We start from the raw sequence: 20128 nt of genomic DNA on the forward strand, positions 1-20128 counted from the left end.
CAGGGCGATAGCGACCTATGCGTCGCTATCAGCCTTGCACCAGCGTGCCGCATGCCGCGACGATCACCGTGTGCCTATAGTCGCCACAACCGCCGCGCTGATTGGCCCGTCTCACATCTGCGACTTGATGTGCTGGCGGCCATCGTAGGATTAGGCTATGATGGCGATGAAGTCCATTGATTCGGCCGTTCACCTTCGCACCGGCGATGATGAACTAGGGGAGGCGCAAGCCGTGTTTCAAATCCGTCCATCGAAAGGGATCTCTCTAATTATGCTGGTGGTCGCCGCGCCGCTCGGAATTTATGGCGTCGTGGCCAATCCTTTTATTTTCTTTAAGGTCATGTGGGGCGTGTTTGCGTTCGGGTTGGCGATTTTTCACGGGGTGAACGTGTTCAGCCGAAGAGGCGTTTCGTTCATCGAGGTTCGCAGAAAGGGGAGGCGGAGGCTGAGATAGTTTGCAGCTGCTGCATTGTCCCTAATTTTCCAACAAGGAGCGCATACTTATTATGTCCTCAACCACCGGCACGTTACGCACCTGCGACAATGGGCATCACTATTACAAAAGCAGCGATTGTCCGACTTGCCCGATCTGCGAGCAGGCACGCAAGCCAGACGCCGGATTTCTAGCCCGGCTATCGGCTCCGGCGAGGAGATCCTTGGAACATCATGACGTCGCGACGCTGCAGCAGCTGTCGGCTTACAGCGAGAAAGAGATTTTGAGCTTGCATGGCATGGGCCCCAAATCAATGCCGATCTTGCGAGCGGCGTTGGCGGAGAGCGGGCTGACGTTCAAACCGCAATGAGCGCATAACGCTTGCATGAGGCTGACCGGCTTGGCTGGTCGGCCTTTTGCCGCTACCCGCATGCCCCTGCTTCCCCTCTATCCAGCTTCCCCTTCAACCAACGCCGCATATTCATTTCCTTCGCATCATGCAGCAGCTCCCCCGACGCTCCGGAAACTGCGTCCGCAATCATTCGTTCCATCACCACAGGCAAGCCCGAAGGCCGAGGTTGCCGCGATTTAAGTGTTTATTTTTTGAAATACGAAGCAATGCCGTGCAGCGGATTTCGCGCTCGGGCCGTCTAATAGGGTGGAGGTGGTGATCACGTGAAGCCGGCCGGCCAACGACACAAAGATGAATTCGCGAAAGACCCCGCGCAAGCGCTCGAACAGCTGATGGACGCATTCGGCGCGATCGTCCTGCGGACCGCGTTTTTCTATACAGGCGATTCGCATCTCGCCGAGGACATTAGCCAGGAAGTGTTCCTGCGTGCGTACCGCAAGTGGACCGCGTTCCGCGGCGACAGTGCCGTCAAGACGTGGCTGACGACGATTACGGTCAACGTCTGCCGCGACAAAATGGGCGTGCGCATGTTCACCGAGCAGCCGACAGAGCCCGCTAAGCTGGACTTGGGCCGCACGATCAGCGTGGAAGAACAGGCGCTCGAGCGATTGAAGAAGAGCGAAGTGCTGCAGCATGTGCTTCGCCTGCCGTTACCGTATCAAGAAGCATTGTACTTGTATTATTACGCGGACCTCAGCACGCGGGAGATCGCGGAGGCGACGAACACGCCGGAAGGTACGGTCCGCAACAGACTGCACCGGGCTCGCGAGATGCTCGCGCGGGAGATGGGCAAGGAGGGAGATTTTCATGACGGATCGGGAGCATGAGCTGCGTCGACAATTTCGAGAGGAGTCGGATGATATGTTATTTTCGGGTATGGAGATGAGCGAACAACTGAAGCGGAGAATTCGTCAAGAAGCGGTCGGAGGGAAAGCGGTGCGCAAGCGGACGTTAGCGACATCATGGAAGGTAGGCGCGGCTGGTCTCGTAGCGGCGGCCATGATCGTCGTGGCCATTCCGCTGCTGGATCAATCGAGCGTGCCGGCGCCCGGGAACCAAGTCGCGGAGAACGTGCCGCCGGCGCAGAATCACGGAGGCGCCGCAGGTTCGGACGTAACCCAATTGACGACGACGCCGCTCGGTTCGATCGACGAGGCGAAGGCGGCTTTCGGCGAAGGGCTGCGGCTGCCGACGGTCGTGCCGCAAGGGTACGCGCTGAAGGAGATGAGCGCGGTGGGCATGCCGGGGCAACCGGCCCGAGATATTCTCTTCACGTATGCGTCCGGCGAGCAGACGGTCACGTTCACGGCTAGCCGAATGGCGCCCGCCTATCCGGCGGAGTTGTTCACGAAGACGAAAGTCGGCGACGCGGAGGGGGCGATCTTCGAGCAGCCCGGCATGACCGAGCTGTTCTGGACGGCGGACGGCGTCCACTACGGCGTGACCGGCCCGATCACTGGCGAGGAAGCGATGAAGGTGTCGACGTCGGCAGAGCTTTAAGCGAGAGGCGAGTATAGGTTGCAAAAAGCAGCTGCCGGCGGAGTCGGCAGCTGCTTTGGCGTGTCTGCGAAAGGGGGGGGCGGCTTTCTATAGATTGGAGAGCTGCTCGTGGTGAAACGCGTTCGTTCCTATTGCGGTTCCGACGCCAAGTTCTCGCCGCGATCGGCGGGCGGCTTGTGCCGGATGCGCGACATGCGGAAAGGCAGCCGGATGAGGAGAAACTCCGCGAGCATGAAGCAAAGCTGCAGCGCGAGAAGGAGCATGATCCAGCTTTCGTCGATATTCAGCAGAAACGGATAAAAGAAGAGCTGCGCGGCAAACACGGCCATGTAGTAATTCCGTCTGCTCACGATGGCATCCTTGAGCGGAGGAGGCGCGATCGGCCCAGCGATTCGATACAGAATTTGAAAAATCCGATACGCCAACAAGCCGTGCAGGATAATCGCCGCCTGCACATAGACGTGGATGGCTAGCGGAGCAGTCGCGAATTGGTTGATGTTGATGCTCGCGTTGAACACAAGCTGCGCCACGGACAAGAGGGCAAGGGCAACCGCAAGCCAGATAGCGGCTTTAACGCCTTCATGCCCGGCTCCAAGCCGACGAAGAGCGGAAACAATTAATAAATACCCGATCAGATCAGGCAGCGCGTCGACAAGGACAATATGCACATCGACGAGGGGAAATACAAGTCCCCAACCGAGTCGCCTGAGCGCGCTTCGCAAGGCAGGGTTCATGGAAGCTCGCCTCCCGCGCGTACGAGCCGCTTCATTTGCTTCTCGCTCAGATACAGGTTGAAATTGACGGGAAGGCGATCATGGATCGTTCTGCCGTCCTCCGTCTTGTATGTCATCAGGATGCGAGTTCGATATATCTCGTAGGCGGCAGGGGATTCGTCCGGCACGGTCCATTGGTAGTCGAACGTCAGCAGATCACCGGCGGTCATGCGCAAAGGAAGCTGCGGTCCCGGTTCGCCACCGCCTTCCATCGTCAGCTCGAACATCTTGCCAAGTCTGTCGCTGAAGCTGTAATCGACCTGCTCTAGCGTAATCGGCTGCGTGACGTTCACGCTGTACTGGCCGTTTCCATTCGTGGAGCCCGAGGTCGAAGACATTACCAATACGCTTTGTTGGCGGTCCCATACGACACGGATTTCTCCAATCGGCACCTTCTCGGGCGGGCCATCGTTATAATATACCGTAGCTTCCTTGACCGTAATCGGCGCTCGCTCCACCTGCGCGGCAGCCTCGGTTCTCCACTCGCCATAAGCCTTGCCGAGCACTTGATGCGTGTATGTATCCGGGTGGGGATCGATCCGGAACAGAAGTTCTGGCAGTTCCTCGATCCGGATGCCCGTTACCTTCTTGCCTTTTGATTTGTTCTCCGCGTAGGTCAACTCGAACCCGTCGTTCAGGTTGGGATACAAGATCATATAATGCTTCAGAAAAACCGGTTTCTCCAGCTGCATGGCTTCGTAATACCAGAGATTGCCGACCCAGCTTGTCGCGATGAGGAGCGTCAACGCCGGCCATAGCCACTTGCCGTTTAGTCTCAGCTTCGGGTTCGGATGCATGGACACGCTCCTTCACAGTAGATTTTCGTGCGAGGGAATTAACGGGATTTGTCAATGGCTGAAGTTTTCAGCAGCTTCTCGCGATCTTGAAAATAATCGATATAATAGCCGTCGGATTCCCAGGAGTCTACGAGCTTTTTATAGATGTGGACGATTTTGTTCTTTGGCGGTCCGCAGTTCACGAGCAGCCATTCCCGCATGTAATCGATGTCTCGATTCTCACCTTCCCATATGAAATCCATAATCGCGGATTCTCTAGCGGCATTATCGGGGACATAAATGACGAAGGAAGCGTTGAAAATCTCCCTCAGTTCGTAACATACCTTTCTTAGCATAATTTGCAAATCAGGGTTGATCAGGAATTGTCTCCATCGGAGGTAATGATGGAAGTAACACACGTTCTCCGATAATGTAAGTGAGATCCCGCAAGGTCCAGCCAATATGGTGGTTCCCCCGATATAATCGAAATCCACATGCCACTCTTTCTCGATTTTCCTTGGATTAAAAGGTAAAAGTTCATCGATAAACGCTTGAAGAAGAGGAAACGAGGTCGGGTTCTCGTTCAGGCGGTTGCACAAATCTGCGATCTCCGACTTGTTCAAGCTATGCGACATATAGGCGGTAAAATCCATTCCCAACTCGATCACCTCATATAGAAAGTAGCTTCTGCATTTGCTAGCTGCCGAGCAGACGCGCAACGCGGCTTCAACTAATAATACCGCATACTGGAAGTGAACGATTGGAGAAAGGCGGCCGATCTTGGACCGGCCGCCAGTACATCCTGTACGACTATTCACAGTTCAATAGCGTGGTGAAGAAGCGGCCGGAGAGTCGGTATGGAGCCGGAACGGCGAGCGGAGGCCCGTACCGACCGGAGGCCGCGCTTTTTCGCCACGCTTTTAATTCCCGCCTGCCTACGAATCCCCCGCATTCCGCCCCGCCTTCACATGCTTCAACTGGGCCACGATAATGACGCTGATGATGACTAAGAGGAACCAGGAGCTGATCTTGCTGAAGCTGACGAGCCGCCAAGTCTCGTGCTGGTCCGGATACTTCCAGGCGTTGAAGAACGTCGCGATGTTCTCGGCCAGCCAGATGAAGAATCCGACGAGGACGAAGGAGAGCGTCAAGGGCATGCGATACATAACGCCCCGTACTCGGTATATGATCCAGGTCCGCCAGAAGACAAGCAGCACAAGCGCCGTCAGCCACCAGCGGAAATCGGGGATGAAGTGATGGGTGAAAAAATTCAGGTAGATGGCGCCGCCCAGCAACCCCGCCGCGGGAAGCCCCGGCCAGCCGGTCATGGCCATCTGTAGTCTGCGCCACGCCTGACACATGAAGCTCGCTACGCTGGCGTACATGAATCCGCTATAGAGCGGTACGCCGAACAGCTTCGTATAGGCAGGTTCGGGGTAGGCCCACGACCCCATATGGACTTTGTAGATTTCGAGCAGCAACCCGATGACGTGAAACACGCAGATGACTTTCAGCTCATCGCGCGTCTCGAGCCCGCTGCGGACCATGACATATTGGGCGGCGAGCAATACGAGCAGGATCGCATCATACCGGTAGATAAAGGGCACGTCGATCACGTTGGATAGCGCCAACGTGCCGAAGATCGCAACCGGGAAAATGCAGCTCATCGCCTGGTGATAGCCGAAATGCAGCAGTTGCGCCAAGGGGTTCATACGGGTCACCTCGTCATGCTCGTATTGAAGCTTGAATCGTTCCGAACACCTCGCTTCGTGTTGAATTTATCATAGAATTTATCGTATTTCAATATATATTAATTGAATAATAATAATTAATTACTGTTTCTATCTAGAAATAGCAGCGGTGGAGGTCCTATGTCTGCCATCATTACGCTTCCATGCTGACGACGACCTTGCCGATGGCGCGCCCTTCCCCGAAATATCGAAGCGCGTCGGCAGCTTCCCGCAGCGCGAACTGCCGATCGATGACCGGCGTGACGCGACCGTCTTCCATGAGCGACGCCCAGACCGACTGATCGAGGTGGTTTGGTTTATGGACGAGCACCTTGACGTTCCTATTCTCCAGTCGCGACGTTACCGAACCCGCTATCGCGGCATGAAGGATGCGAGGCATAGGACCGCCGACTATGACGTACGTGCCGCCTGAACGCAGCGCGCGTTTGATCGCCCGAATCGGACGGTTGCCGACGACGTCGAGGATCAGATCGTATTGCCGGCCGCCGGCGGTGAAGTCCTCTTGCGTATAATCGACCGCATGATCCGCTCCCAGGTCGCGCAGCGTCTCCAATTTCCCGGGTTTGTCCACGCTCGTCACTTCCGCCCCGTGCAGCTTGGCATATTGGATACCGAACGTGCCTACGCCGCCGCCGGCGCCGTTGAACAGCACATGCCCGCCAGGCTGCAGCCGTCCTGCGTCGCGCAAGCCTTGCAAGGCGAGCACGCCAGCCTGCGGGACTGCGGCCGCTTGTTCGAAGCTGATTCCGGCCGGCTTCGGCGTCAGCGCTGCTTCGCTGGCGCATACGTATTCGGCGAACCCGCCCCATCCGCAGCCGGACAGATCGCCGAAGACCTCGTCTCCCGGCCGAAAGCGGGTGACCGCCGCGCCGACGGCCGCGACTCGTCCCGCAATGTCCGCGCCTAACGTTCGGTAACGGGGGCTGCGCCAGCCGCCAAGCCGGGTGATATACGGTTTGCCGCGCAGCAAATCCCAATCCCACGAATTGACCGACGCGGCACGGACGGCGACGAGCACCTGATGAGCTAAGGGCGTCGGGATGGGCATCTTTTCGATGCGGAGTTCATCGGGAGTTCCGTAATGATCGTATACGAGCGCTCTCATGGTACTATCCGCCGGCATCGCTGGCGCTGGGTGACCTTTCGTTGTCAGTTCGATTCTCATAAACAACCTCTCTTCGATTGGGAGTCATTCATCTGCAACCCGCGCCGTCAGGTTCTTTATAATACGGTTATGTTGCCGCTGATCAAACATGCATGGCTATCGTTCTATACGCACGGCAGCGATGCCGGCATCAATTTACGGCCCAGATGAGCCGCAGGATGGAAAATAGCTCCACGTCTCGTACGATTGTACCGTATAATAGAGGTTAAAAAGGCGCACGGCTGTCGGAATCGAGAGAAATCGGTCATTCCCGGCCGAAAGGAGGCGTATGGGCAATGAGCGATAACAGCGGCGGACGCGTTCACGCGCAGCGGGAGGGTCGACTTCATGACGCAGAGACGACGGGAACCACCCGGCCTAACGCCGGACGTACGGCGCAAGGCGGGGCGGCGTCGATCTTAACGATGCAGCGCATGGCGGGCAACAGCGCGGTACGCCATATGCTTACGCTGCAGCGCCGGCCGGACGAGCCGATGCATCCGGCGGCGGCCGGAATCCCGGTCATGCAGCGATACAGCGGTCTGCAGTCGCTGGGCGCGGTGGCGCTCGATCTTGCGGGCGGGGATGTCGCGAAGGCGGAGCACATCGGCCATTTTCTGCGAGTGACTAACTTCAATTATGAATTCGCGTGGTGGGTTGCCTCTCAGGACGATTTGGATGCGGGCGGACTATTCAAGCTGTGCGCTTATTTGGTCAAGGATCGCCCGAATTACGATTGCGCCGATCCGGATCTGCTCGATAAGGCGCGCGACGTCTACTTGCAGCAAGGCCGGGATGTGGCGAAGGCAGGCGAAGTGCTGGACGAGCTGGCGCTGTACGGATTCCGCGAGGATACGAAGCAGCAGGTCGAGGAGAAGGCCGAGAAGCGGAAGGACGCCGCAGTGGTCATCAAGGAGCAAGGAATCGACGCGAAGGCCGATCTGGACGTGACGGCGAAGATCGCGAAGTTCAAAGAGGGACGGGAGAAGAAAATCTCCGGCATAGCAGGCGATAAAGTGACGCTGACCCCCAAAGCCTCCAATGGGGATAAGAACGCCAAAAAGAATCTGGATACCAATATTAAGTCCGTTCGCGAGAAAACCGTAACCGATAAAGAACAGGCGCGGGCCGAAGCCGAGACCGACAAGCAAAACGAGATCGAGGCGGCGAAACGATTTCTTCAGGAAGAGCAGCAGAGCAAAGAGGCGCACGAAGCGTTGCAAACGGCCGGAGGCCAGCCGGACATGGCCCGCCAATTAATCCGGTTGTACAAGCATAAGCCGACCGGGAGCGATGCGCCGGCGCTCGCGCAGCTGGTGCTCCAGCATGCGGGCGATCACGCGGTTGCGGCCAAGCATATTGACTGGCTGACCGACATGACGGCGGGGAATGTCCTGACGTTGGAGAAGACGATCCGGCTGTACGGCTTCTTGCGTTCTCTTCCAGCCGTAACGGGGCCATTCGTTCAGGCCGTCGCCGGACAAGCGTCGGCGTACGACGGTCCGAAGCTGGAAGCGGTGCTGGAGCTGTATCAGACCGCTCCGGATAAGCTGACCCATCTGGCTGAGGTCGTGAAGAATACGTCGGCCGATCCGATCGTGCTGCAGATTATGGGACCGTTCATCGCGTCCAAACAGGCGGACGGCATGAAAGTGTGGGCGATCGCGCAGACCGCTCAGCTCGACGCGTCGCGCGTGGCGGGGATGGTCGGCATTCTGAACCAGAACGGGCCTCAAGCGGCCGCCGGCGAATCGCTGCTGCGCCTACCCTCGCTCAAGCTGGAGGACGTCATCGACTTTGCCCAAGGCAAAGTGAATACGGATACGCTGTGGGCGATGCAGCGCATGAAGGCTGGCGATCTGAAGGACGCCGAGGCGATTCTGGCACTGATGGGGACCGTTAAGGAACGGGATATTCTGGAGCAGCTGCTTCAGCTTCAGGCCGACCGGGATCAATTGCAGCAAGATCTGCAGCCATTGCAAGGCGCGAAGGGGAGCAAGCTGCTGACGCTCTATGAGAAAGCGCCGGTGACCGATCCTGCGATGGTGGCCGATCTGTCGAAGCTCGATCCGTCGCTGGACGTTCAGCCGATGCTCGATGGCGGCGTGCCTTCAGTCGCCGTACAGGGCTACTTGAACGCAGGGTGGAAGCCTGCTCAGCTCGCGTCTATGTGCGAAGGGCTGACGCCGGTCGATACGGCGAGTCTGATGGCGTACGCCACGCCGCTGAAGGACACGATCCAGAAGCTCATGACGACCTTCAAATACGACGGGGCGGTCGCGCGCCGGATGAAGACGGAGAATATTCTGGCGACGGAGACGAAGGCGCTGCTCGCGTTCGCGAATCGAAGCGGCGTCGGCGCGGTACAGGCTGTCGGGAAAGGGTGGACGAATCCGCTCGGGCTTGAAGAAATTTCCGACGAGCGAATGGGACATTTTATGTACCGGCACCGGTATCAGACGTTCGATTTCACGGATATCAAAGGTCAAAACTCGGTCTGGCCGAGCACCAAATCCCCGGACGACGTGCTTAAGCATCTGCGCAATACGCTCGGGAGCCTGAAGGACCAGAAGTTTAAAGCTCCGTTCGCCGGCGACAAAACGGGACAGACCGCGGGAAGCGGCTTGACGGCCACGATCGGCCCGACGCTGGGCAGCAACTATGTGATCGGACGCTATTATCCGGACGGCGGCACCGACGTGAAAAACTACACGCGCGCGGAAATGCGGCGTTTCGCCGATGCGCTCGGCTTCAACCATAATTAAGCTGGTGCGGTGTTAGCCGCGGCCGAAAACGCAAAAGCAGCACGTCCTTGGATAATCCAGTGACGTGCTGCTTTTTGACGCGTAAGCCTGCCTTAGCCCTTCACCGCGCCGGCGGTCATGCCGTCGATGAAATATTTCTGGAACATGACGAACAGGATGAAGATCGGGATGATCGAGAAGAACGAGCCGACGACCAGCAGGTCGTAGTTGTTGCCGTACGGCGTCAGCAGCGTCTTCAGCCCGATCGGCAGGGTGAATTTGCTCGGGTTGCTCAGCACCATGAACGGCCACAGCAGGTTATTCCAGCTGCCCATCGCGTTCAGAATGCCCATCGCCGCGAAGGCCGGCTTCATGACGGGCAGAATAAGGCGGAGGTAGATGCCGTATTCGCTGGCGCCGTCGACCCGTCCGGCGGCGATCATCTCTCTCGGTATCCCGAGCAAATATTGCCGGAAGAAGAAGATCGTCGAGGCGTTCGCAAGTCCCGGCAATATAATCGCCGAGTAGGTGTTCATCAGGCCGAGGTTGAAGATCAGCCGGTACAGCGGCAGCAGCAGGATTTCGAACGGCACCATCATGATCATGAGCACGCAGATGAACAAGAACGTCTTGCCCTTGAACTCGTAGGCCGAGAACCCGTACGCGACGGTGGCGCTGATGAACAGCGTGAGCGCGACCTGCACGATCGTCAGCAGCATGGAGTTGAAGAACCAGGTGAAATAATCATTGTTGCCCGAGAACAAGAACGCGTAGTTGTCGAGACTCATGACGGAGAAATCCAGCTTCAGATTCAGGCCGTAGCGGATCAGCTCCTTGCCCGGCTTGAACGACGCGAGCGCGATCGCGTAGAACGGCAGCAGGATCAATAGGCTGAGCGGGACGAACAAGACGAGCAGGAGGATTTTATTCAGACGAGCGCTTCGTTCCATGCTACGCATCCTCCTTCTTGAACAGGCCGGACAGCGCCAGCTGCGTCAAGTTGATGATCATCGTGACGAGCAGCAGCACGAGGCCGACCGTCGCCGCGAAGCCGAGGTTGTTCTTCTCGATCCCTTGCCGGTACAGATAGCCGATGATCGTCAAGCCGATGTTCTGCGGGGAGTTGTTGCCGTTCCACATCATGAGGCTCTCGACGAACATCGCCATGCCCGCGTAGATGCTGATCGTCAGAACGTAGATCGTCGTCGGCTTGAGCAGCGGAATCGTAATAAACCGGAACTTCTGGAAGGTCGATGCCCCGTCGATCGAAGCCGCCTCGTAATAATCGTCCGGGATGTTCTTCAGACCGGCCAGGAAATACAGAATATTGACGCCCATCCACCGCCAAGCCGCAAGCGACAGCAGGGCGACGAAGCCGGTCGTATGCCCCTTCAGGAATTTGACCGGCTCGATGCCGAATATGCCCAGCAGGCTGTTGATGAGCGAGCCTTCCATCTCTCCGAACATGAGCCGGAAGATCGTGCCCGCCACGACGACCGAGGTGAGCGCCGGGAAGAAGAACACGGATTTGAACAGCTCGCGGCCCCACATGAATTTGGCGTTGATCAGGACGGCGAACAGCATCGGGAACGGAATGAGAATGACCAAGGTCATGACCGTATAGGTGACGCTGTTCATGACGGCCTTGAGGAACATCGAGTCGTCGATCAGCTTGGCGTAGTTATCGAAGCCGACCCATTGCGCGGACTGCCCGAGCATGACCTTCTGGAAGCTCATCTCCGCGGAGCTTGCGAGCGGGTAGAGCCAGAAGACCAGGAAGATGAGCACGAACGGCAGGACAAACACGTAGGGCGCCACCTTTTGCGAATAGAGGAAGTTCTTGAGCATGACGCTGCCCTCCTTGCGAATTTGAAAATAAAGCTACCCTGAGGAGCCAGGGTAGCCGGGAATAATGCCGGGATGCTTACTTCAACTGCTGCTCGATCTCGCTTTGCGCTTCGTTCAGCGCTTCCGTGACGTCTTTGTCGTTCTCGAAGATCTCGTTGAACGTCGTCGTGTTGATGACGTTGTTGATCGTCGGGGAGGACGGCGTCGATTTGATGAGATTGATGCCGTCCTTGATTTCGTTCAGTACCTCGAACGGATTGTTCTGGAAGTACTGCACGAACTTGTTGTCCTTGTTATGCGTCACGTCTTCCATCGCCCATACTTCCGTATTTACCGGGTCGAACCCGAGCGTATTCCAAATGTTGATGTTGGCGTCGAGCGTCAGCTTCGCGAAGGCGAGGAAGTCCTTGGCCAGCTGCACGTCCTTCGCTTGCTTGGTGACGACCGTGCCGGTGCCGCCGCCGCCGTACGAGGTCGGCATGCCTTTCTCGATGACCGGGATCGGCGCGATCGCGATCTTGCCGCTCAGATCCGGCATATAGTTGACGTAGCGGGACATGAACCAGAACGGCATCATGGCGCTCGCGTATTTGCCCGTGTTGAATTCGCCGTAAGCTTCTTCGGTGTCCGGCTGGCCGCCTGCCACCGTGGCGATCACGTTGCTCTTCTGCAGATCCTTCAGGATGGAGAGGCCTTTGATCATCTCCGGGGAATTCACGATCGGCGTGCCCGCGTCGTCCGTGAAGTCCTTGCCTTGCTGCGCCAGCATCATCGAAGCCTGCCAGCCCGCGCTTGTATCGGCCGTGCCCATGTAATTGCCGGTCTTCTCGTACACTTGAATGCCGGCTTTTTTGTAATCATCCCACGTGACGATCGACTTGTAATCGACGCCGGCCGACTCCAAAATCTCCGTGTTATAGAAAGCGACGGCCGCGCCGACGTGCGTAGGCAGACCGTAGACGGTACCGTCCTTCGTATAGAGATCCAGTCTCGACTGGACGATCGATGCTTTATGCGGTTCTACGACATCGTTCAGCGACTCCAACTGAGGCGTGCCGTTCAGGAAGTCCGGGAATTTCCCGACCTCGATGTCCGAGATGTCCGGCGCGCCTTGGCCGGTCTGCAGGGCGATGGACAGCTTGTTATGCATATCGTCGTAAGGCATGACCGAGACTTCCAGCTTGATCTGGCGATCCGCGTTCGCCTCGTTCCATTTCTTCAGCATCGATTGAAAATGCTGGCCGTGCAGCTCCACGAACGTCCAATACTTCAGCGTCGTGGCCGTCTCGCCCGCGCCGTCGTCCATGACGGACGTGGTCGCCCCCGTGGAAGAAGAATTGTCGCCGCAACCGATCAAGCCGGCAGCCAGGCTCATCATCGTCAAACCCATCAACCATTTCTTCATGTGCGAACCTCCCATATTTGTCAAACCTGCTTGCGTTCTTGCCCGAAAAAACCGTTTCATACGCGGGAGCAAACGTCTCACTGTTTAACAACATTATTATTTAGTTTTTTGTTAATCCATTAGCGTTTGCCTTCATTCACTAATATAAGCGCTTTCAAAAAGGTTGTAAAGGGCTATTTTTGGGATAATATGTTAATGTGATTGAATATTAATGCATTTAATTCGTATCGATATTAATTTGGGAATCGTGGAGGAAGGAATATGGACATGCTTGGCGGCAGGAATTTACAAGAATCGAGCCGGGATGTGGGAGGGAAGGACTAGCACGACTTGCGCGCTTTCGTCTCTGTAACTTTTTTACCCCTACCTTGCGTCTATTGAGAAGAAGCGTGATGAGGGAGTGGAATTCCATTTTATGAAAACGAAGCTGATGAAGAATGAGGTCGTCGTCTACGGTAACGATGACCCGAAGGCGGAATTTTGGCGGGAATTCTATAGCGAGAAGGAATTCAACCTGCCACCGGGAACATATCACATCAAGGCCATGTCCTTATTTTCGTTGGATGAATCGGTCGTGGATAGTCCCCTATAACGTGAGCGTCTATACGACGATAACGGTCGAGTAGGGACATAGAGATTCGATGAACGTCCGCATACCTTCGTGCTTGCTCGCATAGTACGAACAAGGAAGTGTCGATTAGAACTTTGGAATGAAGCGAAAAGAGGGAGGGTTTGGATGAAGGCTGTCGTCTATGAGAAATACGGGCCACCGGACGTGTTGACGATGCGCGAAGTGGCAAAACCCGTGCCAAAAGACAACGAAATCTTGGTCAAAATCCGCGCGACGACCGTATCGGCGGGAGATTGCCGCATGCGTAGGGCAGATCCGTTCGCGGCGCGTCTGTTCAATGGTCTTGCGAAGCCGGTCCGAATCCGGACGTTGGGCTTCGAGCTGGCGGGCGAAGTCGAGGCGATCGGCCGGAAGGTTGCGCGCTTCAAGGCGGGAGATCAAATCTTCGCTTCCTGCGGAACCAAATTCGGGGCATATGCCGAATACCGATGTCTGCCGGAGAACGGCGTCATCGCGCCGAAGCCGTCCAATCTGAGCGATGGCGAAGCGGCAGCCGTACCGGTCGGCGGGGTGACCGCCTTGCGCTACCTGCGCGCCGGCGGAGTTCGGTCCGGTCAGCGGGTTCTGATCTACGGCGCGTCCGGCAGCGTCGGTACGTATGCGGTGCAGCTGGCCCGAATATTCGGCGCGGAAGTCACCGCGGTATGCAGCGCGGCCAACATCGATCTGGTGAAGTCGTTGGGCGCCAACGCCGTCGTCGATTACACGACAACCGATTTTGCCGAACTCGGCGAGCGCTACGACGTGATCTTCGATACGGTGGGCAAGAGCAAGCTCGACAGCTGCATTCGGTCGCTGAAGCCAGGGGGAAGCTGCCTTAGCGCGTACAGCCTAGGAATGTCCTCGATGACGAGCCGTATGCGGCTAAGGATGTCCGAGGGGAAGAAGTTCCGGGCATCGGCGGGGGGAGAGAAGGCGGAGGACCTGTTTTTTCTCAAGACGCTCTTGGAATCGGGCGAGCTGCGTCCGGTCATCGATCGTTGTTATCCGCTCGAGCAGATCGTGGAAGCGCATCGGTACGTCGATGCCGGCCATAAGAAGGGGAATGTCGTTATCCAAATTTAGCGCGGTAAGGGCTTTGGGGCGGGGAGAAATGCATCGCGTCTACCAATTTACGGGCAGCCGATCGGATCGATCGGCTGCTTTTGCGCGTTGGTCGCGCGCAGCCTATCATTTTGAATTGACTGGAAAATGGCGGGTTAGTATGATGGCAAGGAGTCGATAGATTTCAATAGCCAAGGAGGATGCGCATGGACCCTCGAACCAAATCATCGTTCCGGGACGAGCATGCCGCCGAAGGCGCGAGGCGGTACGGCGTTCGCCCCGAGGAGCTGACGTTCATCGGCGGCTTTCAAAATTTCATATATGCGTATCATCGCGATGATGCGAAATATATTCTCCGGTTCACCCCCGGCGCTCTGCGCACCGAGGAAGGACTTGAGGCCGAGTTGGAATGGATTCGTTTCCTCTCGCGCAACGGCGTCTCGGTCTCGGAGTCGGTCGTATCGGTTGCCGGTCTAGCGTTCGAACTAATCCTGGGAGACGAGATGGATTTCTACGCAACTTCCTTTATGCACGCGCCCGGTCGTCGGATCGGTTATCCCGAATGTTTGAATAATGCCGAGCTGGTAGAAGGGTGCGGTCGCGTAACCGGCCGTCTTCATGAATTGTCGAGACGCTACGCCCCCTTGGCCCGAAGACATGCGTGGGACCGTAACGAATACCTCTTGAAGGCCGATCAATATATACCGTCGGAACACCATTCTGTTCTCCATGCCCTGGAGGAACTGAAAGCAGAGCTGGCTCGATTGCCCGTGACGCCGGACAATTTCGGGTTAATTCACGGCGACATCAACGCGGGGAATTTCACGGTCGATTCATCGGGCGAGCTGACGCTGTTCGACTTCGATGAATGCCAGTACAGCTGGTACGTCGAAGATATCGCCGTCCAACTCTATTATTTGCTGTATGTCTTCGGCGAAGATTCGAAGCCTCTGCGGAAGGCGCAGTACGAATTGTTCCTGGCGCATTTCGAGAATGGCTACGCGGATGAGGGACGTCGCATGCCGAAAGAATGGCGGGACCAGCTGCCGCTCTTTCTCCGGCTGCGCGAAATTATCGTCTTCATCGGCATGCACCGGAGCTGGGATTTGAGAGAGCCCGATCAGTGGACGCGTGATTTTATACGGGACAGCCGGATGCGGATTACGAACGGACTATCGCTAATCGATGGTCTTTGAGCGCTCTGGAACGACAGAAATTGAGGATTAACTAACGAGCAAAAGGGAGCTGATCGCATGTTTTTCGTCAACTCGCGTGCCATCATCGAGCGAACGATGAACGGATCGAGGGAGATCGTCGTGCAGACGCGGAATAAACCGGGGGGAGCGGCCGCTATCGAACTGCCCGGCGGCAGAATCGAGCCCTATGAATCGTTCGTGACGGCGCTGATCCGGGAAGTGAAAGAAGAGACGGGGCTGGACGTGGTTCAAATCGAAGGCGGGGAGACGCGGGTGACGACGACCGGTATCGACCCGGGCTTCGAGGTGGAGTGCATCCGACCGTTCGGCGTCTACCAAACGCTGACCGGTCCTTTCGACTCCGTCGGCGCTTACTTCCGCTGTAAGGCGGAGGGCGAGCTGTTGGCTTCGGGCGACGACACGAAGAACCCGCGATGGGTGGCGGTAGAGCAAGTAAGACGGATGATGGATGAAGATCCGCTGCAGTTCTCGAACGTGGACCGGGCGGGGCTGATGTTTTATTTGAAGGCGTTGATGGAAGGGTAGAAGGCGAAACAAGGGCAGCCGATCGAGACGACCGGCCGCCGATGCGGGTCAACGTTCCGAATGGATCTAGCCTTTTCGCGCTTCCGCCTCGATCGTCGCTTTCATGACCTGCGCTCCGCGGTCGACGCGTACCTGAATCTCCGCTGCCAATTCTGCCGGGAGGAAATCGGTGATCCACACCAACTTGCTGCCCTTCGAATCATGAGGGAATACCTGGAACGTAGCGTGGTGATGTAGCAGCGGCATGCGTCCTTCCTTGAGCGCGTAAGCCATTCGTCGTTCCGCGTCATCAACGGACACGATCAACTCGCGAGCCAAGCCGCCTTGAGGGAAGATCAGCGTCCGTTCATCGCCGTTCATCTGCGTATCCAGGGTATAGCCGGGAACCAGCCGATGGTGCACCGCGCCGACATCGCTCACCGCATCCCACACTTGTTCAATCGACGCGTCGATCAGGATTTCTTTTCGAATCGTTGGCAAAAAATCACGCTCCTTGCGCTCATTATATGCCGCGGTCGCTAGGCGCACAATCGTAATCCGCTAATCTTAATAAACCGCTCGCTACCGCCCATGAGCCAAAATGTTGACCAGCTTGCCGTACGGGTCGCGGACATAAAATCGCCGCACGCCCCAGGGCTCGTCCGCCGGTCCGTATTCGATCCGGAAGCCGGCGCTCCGCATTCGTTCGAACGCTTCGTCGACGTCGTCGACTTCGATCGATAGATCCGGCACGGGCGTGTCCGACCCGCCCTGCGACGCGAAGCTGATCTGTACGTTCATCGCCTCGTCGGAGCCGTACGTGCCGATCCAGCCGTGGTCCATGAGCAGCTCCAGGCCGAGCACGTCCTGATAAAAACGCTTGGCCGCCGCCACATCCGGCGTCGCAATGTTAGCCACGATTCGCGTTACCTTCATGTTCATCCTCCATTCTCTTCTATTCTGCAAGCGATTGATCTCCTTCTTTCATAACGGAAATCGCGGACAGGTTCAACCCTCGCGCACATCCTTCCGCGAAAAAAAGCAGATCGGTGACCGATCTGCTTCGCTTCGCTATTCGTTCTCCGCTCCGTTATGTTCGCTTAGCAGCACGCCGTCCCACAGCCGACGCGCATATGCCGCAAGCGCAAGCGATTGCTGCCATCTGTCGTTGAGTTCGACGCCGCGGCTGCCGGGGACTTCGGTCGTGATGGCATACGGCGGCGGTCCGAGTTCCGGAATGAACAATAAAGCCCCGCCGTCGCTATCCCCGTTCACGACTCCATTGGCATATCGCTCCAGCCAGCCGCGCATCGCCAGCTCCCACCAGCGGCCGTAGTGGGCGAGCATCGGATGCTCCTCGTCGGCGAAGCAGCCGACCTGAATTTGCTCGCCGTTCGAGACGCGGCCATGCAGGCAATCCGCGCGCGATAGCAGCTGTCGGAATAGGTTCTCCGCCTCGTCCGGAATACGCGGCATCTCGCCGGCCAGTACGTAATGCGAGAAATCCGCGGTCAGCCGCAGCTCGGGAATGTACTGCACGTAGTCGGCGGTTCGGATCAAATCCTGCGTGATCGTTCCCCGGTGCGTCTCCACGTTGACGGAAAGTCCGTATTCGCCGGCTAGGGCGGCGATGTCTTCGAGCAGCCGGATGGCGGCTTCTCCGGTCAGGAACGGCGTCATGACTTGGACGTTCACCGCGCGGATACCGCCGAAGCCGGCGGCAAGCTCCAACTCCCGTCGCAGATCGTCCGCCGAGGAGGGATAGGCGTTCACGCTAAGCGCCAGCCGATGCCGATCGAGCGATTCGCGCCATGCGGCGGCTTCATCCGGCTTCGGAACGAACGCGTCGATGCCATCGAAGCCAGCATGCGCGATCATCTTGAATTTCTCTTCCATGGTAAGCTCCGGACCTTCCGGACGGAGATGATTCATCCCCCACCAAGACATGTGGACGTCGAGGCGCGCCCCGCCGTTAGTGATAGGCTGGTGTCTCAATGCCGCATGGCCCCCCGTCCGGATTGGTGTCGAGCGTCAGTTCCATGCCGTCCGCGCGGTAGAGCGGATTGTACCAATGCGAGATTTTCGTCGCGCTGACGTTGGCATAGTGGGAGATGAAGGCGCGGCGGAACCGGTCGGTCGTCCGGTTCCGGTACGAGCCATGGATGAGATTGCCGTTGAAGAACAGGATATCTCCGGGCTCCATCACCGCCGGAATCGGCTTCTCTTCCTTCGGCGGCTTCACGTAGTGCGTCGTGAACGACTCGCGGGAATCGGATACTTCCGGGCAAACGATGTCGTACGTGTTCGTCTTCGGGACGAGCAGCATGCAGCCGTTGTCCTCGTCGCACCGGTCGATCGCCGCCCAAGCCGCGATGCAGTTGCCCGGTTCCACTTTCAAATAGAAATTATCCTGGTGCAGCGCTTGCCCGCGCGAGCCGGGCGGCTTGTAATAGAACATGCTCTGCGCGGCGAGCGCCTCTTCGCCGTAGAGATCCTCCAAGATGGCCAGCACGCCCGGATGCAGCATGTATTTCTTGCTCACGTCGTCGAAGCGGTGCGGGTGCATGACCCTCGGGTAACGCTTAAGCGGGTCGTCGGCCGCGCCGGACAGATCCGGCTCGAAGTAGCCCGGCACGGGCTGGGCGCCGATCGTCTCGAACGTCCGTTTGATTTCGTCCACTTCCGACTCGTTCCACACGCCGCGCACGATGAGATAGCCTTCCTGCTCGAAGCTCGCCAGCTGTTCATCGGTCAGTACTTTTAACGATCGCGTCATTGTCCATCTCTCCTCTTGTTTGCTTACCTTTAGTGTAGCGGGGCGGGGTCGAAGGCAGAAGTCGGATTCATGCACATTAGTGGTTGGATTCTGCTGCGTCGGTAGACATCGGCATGCGAAATCGGTATTGTAAAGGCAGATTCGAACGAAGCGGAATAAACGCGATTCTGCCATGATTCCACAATGAACGAGCGTTGGGCTGAAGCGTGGAATCGGAAAAAGCGCGACAACAGATGAATGAAGAGGAGCGGGCAGGCGATGAAAGCGATCGAACCAAGCAGCGGCATCGTGACGGGACATTTTCGCGAGACGGAGACTTACGCGGTGGCGCGTCCTGCCGGGAGGGCGGATTGGCTGCTCGTCTACACGCTGGCGGGCGAAGGGTATTTCCGGACGCCGGAGGGCGAGAAGCGGTGCGGAGCGGGCGAGCTTGCGCTGCTTCGCAAAGGGGTGCCGCATGAATACGGGACGAGCGCCGGGCAGACGTGGAACTTCATGTGGGCCCACTTCCCGGGCGTGCCGGAGACGGGCCTGCTGCCGGAAACGGAGATGCTGGTCGCCCGATTGCCGGAGGGCGCCATGCAGCGGCGCGCGCTGCGGGCGTTCCGGTCCGTGCTGTCCGATGCGCGCGTGCGCGGCGAGTTCTGGGAGGAGTTGTGCGCCAATCAGCTGAGCGGGCTGCTGCTCCTCATGGCCGGCCAGCTCGCCGACCGATTGGACCCGCGGGTCAGCCGGGTCATCCGCCTGCTGTCCGCGCATATGCAGGAGCCGCTGACGATCGAGGAGCTGGCCGCCCGCGTCGGGCTATCGCCGTCTCGGCTGTCGCATCTGTTCAAGGCCGAGACCGGCAGATCGATCGTCGAGACGCTGAACGGCATGCGGCTCGAGCAGGCGGCGCTGCTCATGAAGCAGGCGGGCCGGACCGCGAACGAAGCGGCGTACGACGTGGGATTCCAGAGCTACAACCATTTCGCCGCCTTGTTCCGTCGGCGGTTCGGCTGCGGGCCGGCGGAATACCGGCGTCAGAGCTGAGACCGGGCGCAGCCGGCGAGATCGGGGCCATCGCTTAAGCGGAACATCGGCCCTAGACGTTCGCCGTTCCCACGGGTGCGCCAGACATCCCTGGGCATCCGGCTTCACCTGCAAACGCTCCCAAACTTGCGAGGATCG

The 20128-nt window shown here is 57.8% G+C and carries 22 protein-coding genes; 10 read left to right on the forward strand and 12 right to left on the reverse strand.

What is annotated here, in order from left to right; translation table 11 throughout:
- Nucleotides 1–160: 160 nt before the first annotated feature.
- The 4 genes from BCM02_RS14415 to BCM02_RS14430 all read left to right on the forward strand — a co-directional run bounded on the left by BCM02_RS14415 (nt 161) and on the right by BCM02_RS14430 (nt 2345).
- Nucleotides 161–454 (forward strand): hypothetical protein, encoded by a 294-nt coding sequence (locus BCM02_RS14415; protein WP_187434219.1) that lies wholly within the window; start codon nt 161–163, stop codon nt 452–454.
- 52 nt (nt 455–506) lie between these two features.
- The gene (locus BCM02_RS14420) at nt 507–803 is read left to right on the forward strand and encodes an RNA polymerase alpha subunit C-terminal domain-containing protein (protein WP_148929813.1); all 297 of its coding nucleotides are present in this window, start codon (nt 507–509) and stop codon (nt 801–803) included.
- Nucleotides 804–1108: 305 nt separating this feature from the next.
- A complete protein-coding gene (locus BCM02_RS14425; RefSeq protein WP_246183376.1) occupies nt 1109–1672 on the forward strand; it encodes a sigma-70 family RNA polymerase sigma factor in 564 nt (187 codons plus the stop codon).
- Nucleotides 1653–2345 (forward strand): hypothetical protein, encoded by a 693-nt coding sequence (locus tag BCM02_RS14430; RefSeq protein WP_148929814.1) that lies wholly within the window; start codon nt 1653–1655, stop codon nt 2343–2345. The genes BCM02_RS14425 and BCM02_RS14430 overlap by 20 nt, the downstream gene beginning before the upstream one ends.
- 128 nt (nt 2346–2473) lie before the next feature.
- Here the strand turns inward: BCM02_RS14430 and BCM02_RS14435 are convergent, their stop codons facing one another.
- The 5 genes from BCM02_RS14435 to BCM02_RS14455 all read right to left on the reverse strand — a co-directional run bounded on the left by BCM02_RS14435 (nt 2474) and on the right by BCM02_RS14455 (nt 6750).
- On the reverse strand, nt 2474–3079 hold the full coding sequence (locus BCM02_RS14435; protein WP_148929815.1) for a hypothetical protein: 606 nt from the start codon (nt 3077–3079) through the stop codon (nt 2474–2476).
- On the reverse strand, nt 3076–3915 hold the full coding sequence (locus tag BCM02_RS14440; RefSeq protein ID WP_148929816.1) for a hypothetical protein: 840 nt from the start codon (nt 3913–3915) through the stop codon (nt 3076–3078). The genes BCM02_RS14435 and BCM02_RS14440 overlap by 4 nt, the downstream gene beginning before the upstream one ends.
- A gap of 38 nt (nt 3916–3953) precedes the next feature.
- The gene (locus tag BCM02_RS14445) at nt 3954–4712 is read right to left on the reverse strand and encodes a hypothetical protein (RefSeq protein WP_148929817.1); all 759 of its coding nucleotides are present in this window, start codon (nt 4710–4712) and stop codon (nt 3954–3956) included.
- A 117-nt stretch (nt 4713–4829) separates the two neighbouring features.
- Nucleotides 4830–5606, reverse strand: coding sequence for a DUF817 domain-containing protein (locus BCM02_RS14450; protein ID WP_148929818.1), 777 nt, complete (start codon nt 5604–5606; stop codon nt 4830–4832).
- A gap of 172 nt (nt 5607–5778) precedes the next feature.
- Nucleotides 5779–6750 carry an NAD(P)-dependent alcohol dehydrogenase gene (locus BCM02_RS14455; protein WP_148929819.1) on the reverse strand — a complete coding sequence of 324 codons (972 nt, stop codon included), beginning with the start codon at nt 6748–6750 and terminating at the stop codon, nt 5779–5781.
- A gap of 335 nt (nt 6751–7085) precedes the next feature.
- Here BCM02_RS14455 and BCM02_RS14460 point away from each other — a divergent pair, with 335 nt between their 5' ends.
- Complete coding sequence (locus tag BCM02_RS14460) at nt 7086–9554, forward strand: hypothetical protein (RefSeq protein WP_148929820.1); 2469 nt, start codon at nt 7086–7088, stop codon at nt 9552–9554.
- A gap of 92 nt (nt 9555–9646) precedes the next feature.
- Here the strand turns inward: BCM02_RS14460 and BCM02_RS14465 are convergent, their stop codons facing one another.
- The 3 genes from BCM02_RS14465 to BCM02_RS14475 form a co-directional block, all read right to left on the reverse strand.
- The gene (locus BCM02_RS14465; protein WP_148929821.1) at nt 9647–10483 is read right to left on the reverse strand and encodes a carbohydrate ABC transporter permease; all 837 of its coding nucleotides are present in this window, start codon (nt 10481–10483) and stop codon (nt 9647–9649) included.
- 1 nt (nt 10484) lies between these two features.
- Nucleotides 10485–11381 carry a carbohydrate ABC transporter permease gene (locus BCM02_RS14470; protein ID WP_148929822.1) on the reverse strand — a complete coding sequence of 299 codons (897 nt, stop codon included), beginning with the start codon at nt 11379–11381 and terminating at the stop codon, nt 10485–10487.
- 76 nt (nt 11382–11457) lie between these two features.
- Entirely contained in the window at nt 11458–12786 is a 1329-nt protein-coding gene (locus BCM02_RS14475) for an ABC transporter substrate-binding protein (protein ID WP_148929823.1), read from the reverse strand.
- A 415-nt stretch (nt 12787–13201) separates the two neighbouring features.
- On the opposite strand from BCM02_RS14475, the gene BCM02_RS35270 reads away from it, so the two are divergent.
- The 4 genes from BCM02_RS35270 (at nt 13202) to BCM02_RS14490 (ending at nt 16203) form a co-directional block, all read left to right on the forward strand.
- Nucleotides 13202–13378, forward strand: a complete 177-nt coding sequence (locus BCM02_RS35270) for a hypothetical protein (RefSeq protein WP_187434220.1) — start codon at nt 13202–13204, stop codon at nt 13376–13378.
- Between the two features lie 144 nt (nt 13379–13522).
- Complete coding sequence (locus BCM02_RS14480) at nt 13523–14482, forward strand: NAD(P)-dependent alcohol dehydrogenase (protein ID WP_148929824.1); 960 nt, start codon at nt 13523–13525, stop codon at nt 14480–14482.
- A 185-nt stretch (nt 14483–14667) separates the two neighbouring features.
- Nucleotides 14668–15657: a phosphotransferase enzyme family protein gene (locus BCM02_RS14485; protein WP_187434221.1), complete on the forward strand. Its 990-nt coding sequence runs from the start codon at nt 14668–14670 to the stop codon at nt 15655–15657.
- Nucleotides 15658–15714: 57 nt separating this feature from the next.
- On the forward strand, nt 15715–16203 hold the full coding sequence (locus tag BCM02_RS14490) for an NUDIX hydrolase (protein WP_148929826.1): 489 nt from the start codon (nt 15715–15717) through the stop codon (nt 16201–16203).
- A 66-nt stretch (nt 16204–16269) separates the two neighbouring features.
- Here BCM02_RS14490 and BCM02_RS14495 read toward each other — a convergent pair whose 3' ends face one another.
- The 4 genes from BCM02_RS14495 to BCM02_RS14510 all read right to left on the reverse strand — a co-directional run bounded on the left by BCM02_RS14495 (nt 16270) and on the right by BCM02_RS14510 (nt 18958).
- The gene (locus BCM02_RS14495) at nt 16270–16683 is read right to left on the reverse strand and encodes an SRPBCC family protein (protein ID WP_148929827.1); all 414 of its coding nucleotides are present in this window, start codon (nt 16681–16683) and stop codon (nt 16270–16272) included.
- A gap of 81 nt (nt 16684–16764) precedes the next feature.
- Nucleotides 16765–17118 carry a VOC family protein gene (locus BCM02_RS14500; protein ID WP_148929828.1) on the reverse strand — a complete coding sequence of 118 codons (354 nt, stop codon included), beginning with the start codon at nt 17116–17118 and terminating at the stop codon, nt 16765–16767.
- A 135-nt stretch (nt 17119–17253) separates the two neighbouring features.
- Entirely contained in the window at nt 17254–18177 is a 924-nt protein-coding gene (locus BCM02_RS14505) for a sugar phosphate isomerase/epimerase family protein (protein WP_246183377.1), read from the reverse strand.
- The gene (locus BCM02_RS14510) at nt 18155–18958 is read right to left on the reverse strand and encodes a phytanoyl-CoA dioxygenase family protein (protein WP_148929829.1); all 804 of its coding nucleotides are present in this window, start codon (nt 18956–18958) and stop codon (nt 18155–18157) included. Before BCM02_RS14510 ends, BCM02_RS14505 begins: the two co-directional genes overlap by 23 nt.
- A gap of 258 nt (nt 18959–19216) precedes the next feature.
- On the opposite strand from BCM02_RS14510, the gene BCM02_RS14515 reads away from it, so the two are divergent.
- Nucleotides 19217–19990, forward strand: coding sequence for an AraC family transcriptional regulator (locus BCM02_RS14515; protein WP_246183378.1), 774 nt, complete (start codon nt 19217–19219; stop codon nt 19988–19990).
- The last annotated feature ends 138 nt before the right edge of the window (nt 19991–20128 follow it).

Source organism: Paenibacillus methanolicus (assembly GCF_008124765.1).
GTDB classification, from domain to species: Bacteria; Bacillota; Bacilli; order Paenibacillales; family Paenibacillaceae; genus Paenibacillus_Z; species Paenibacillus_Z methanolicus.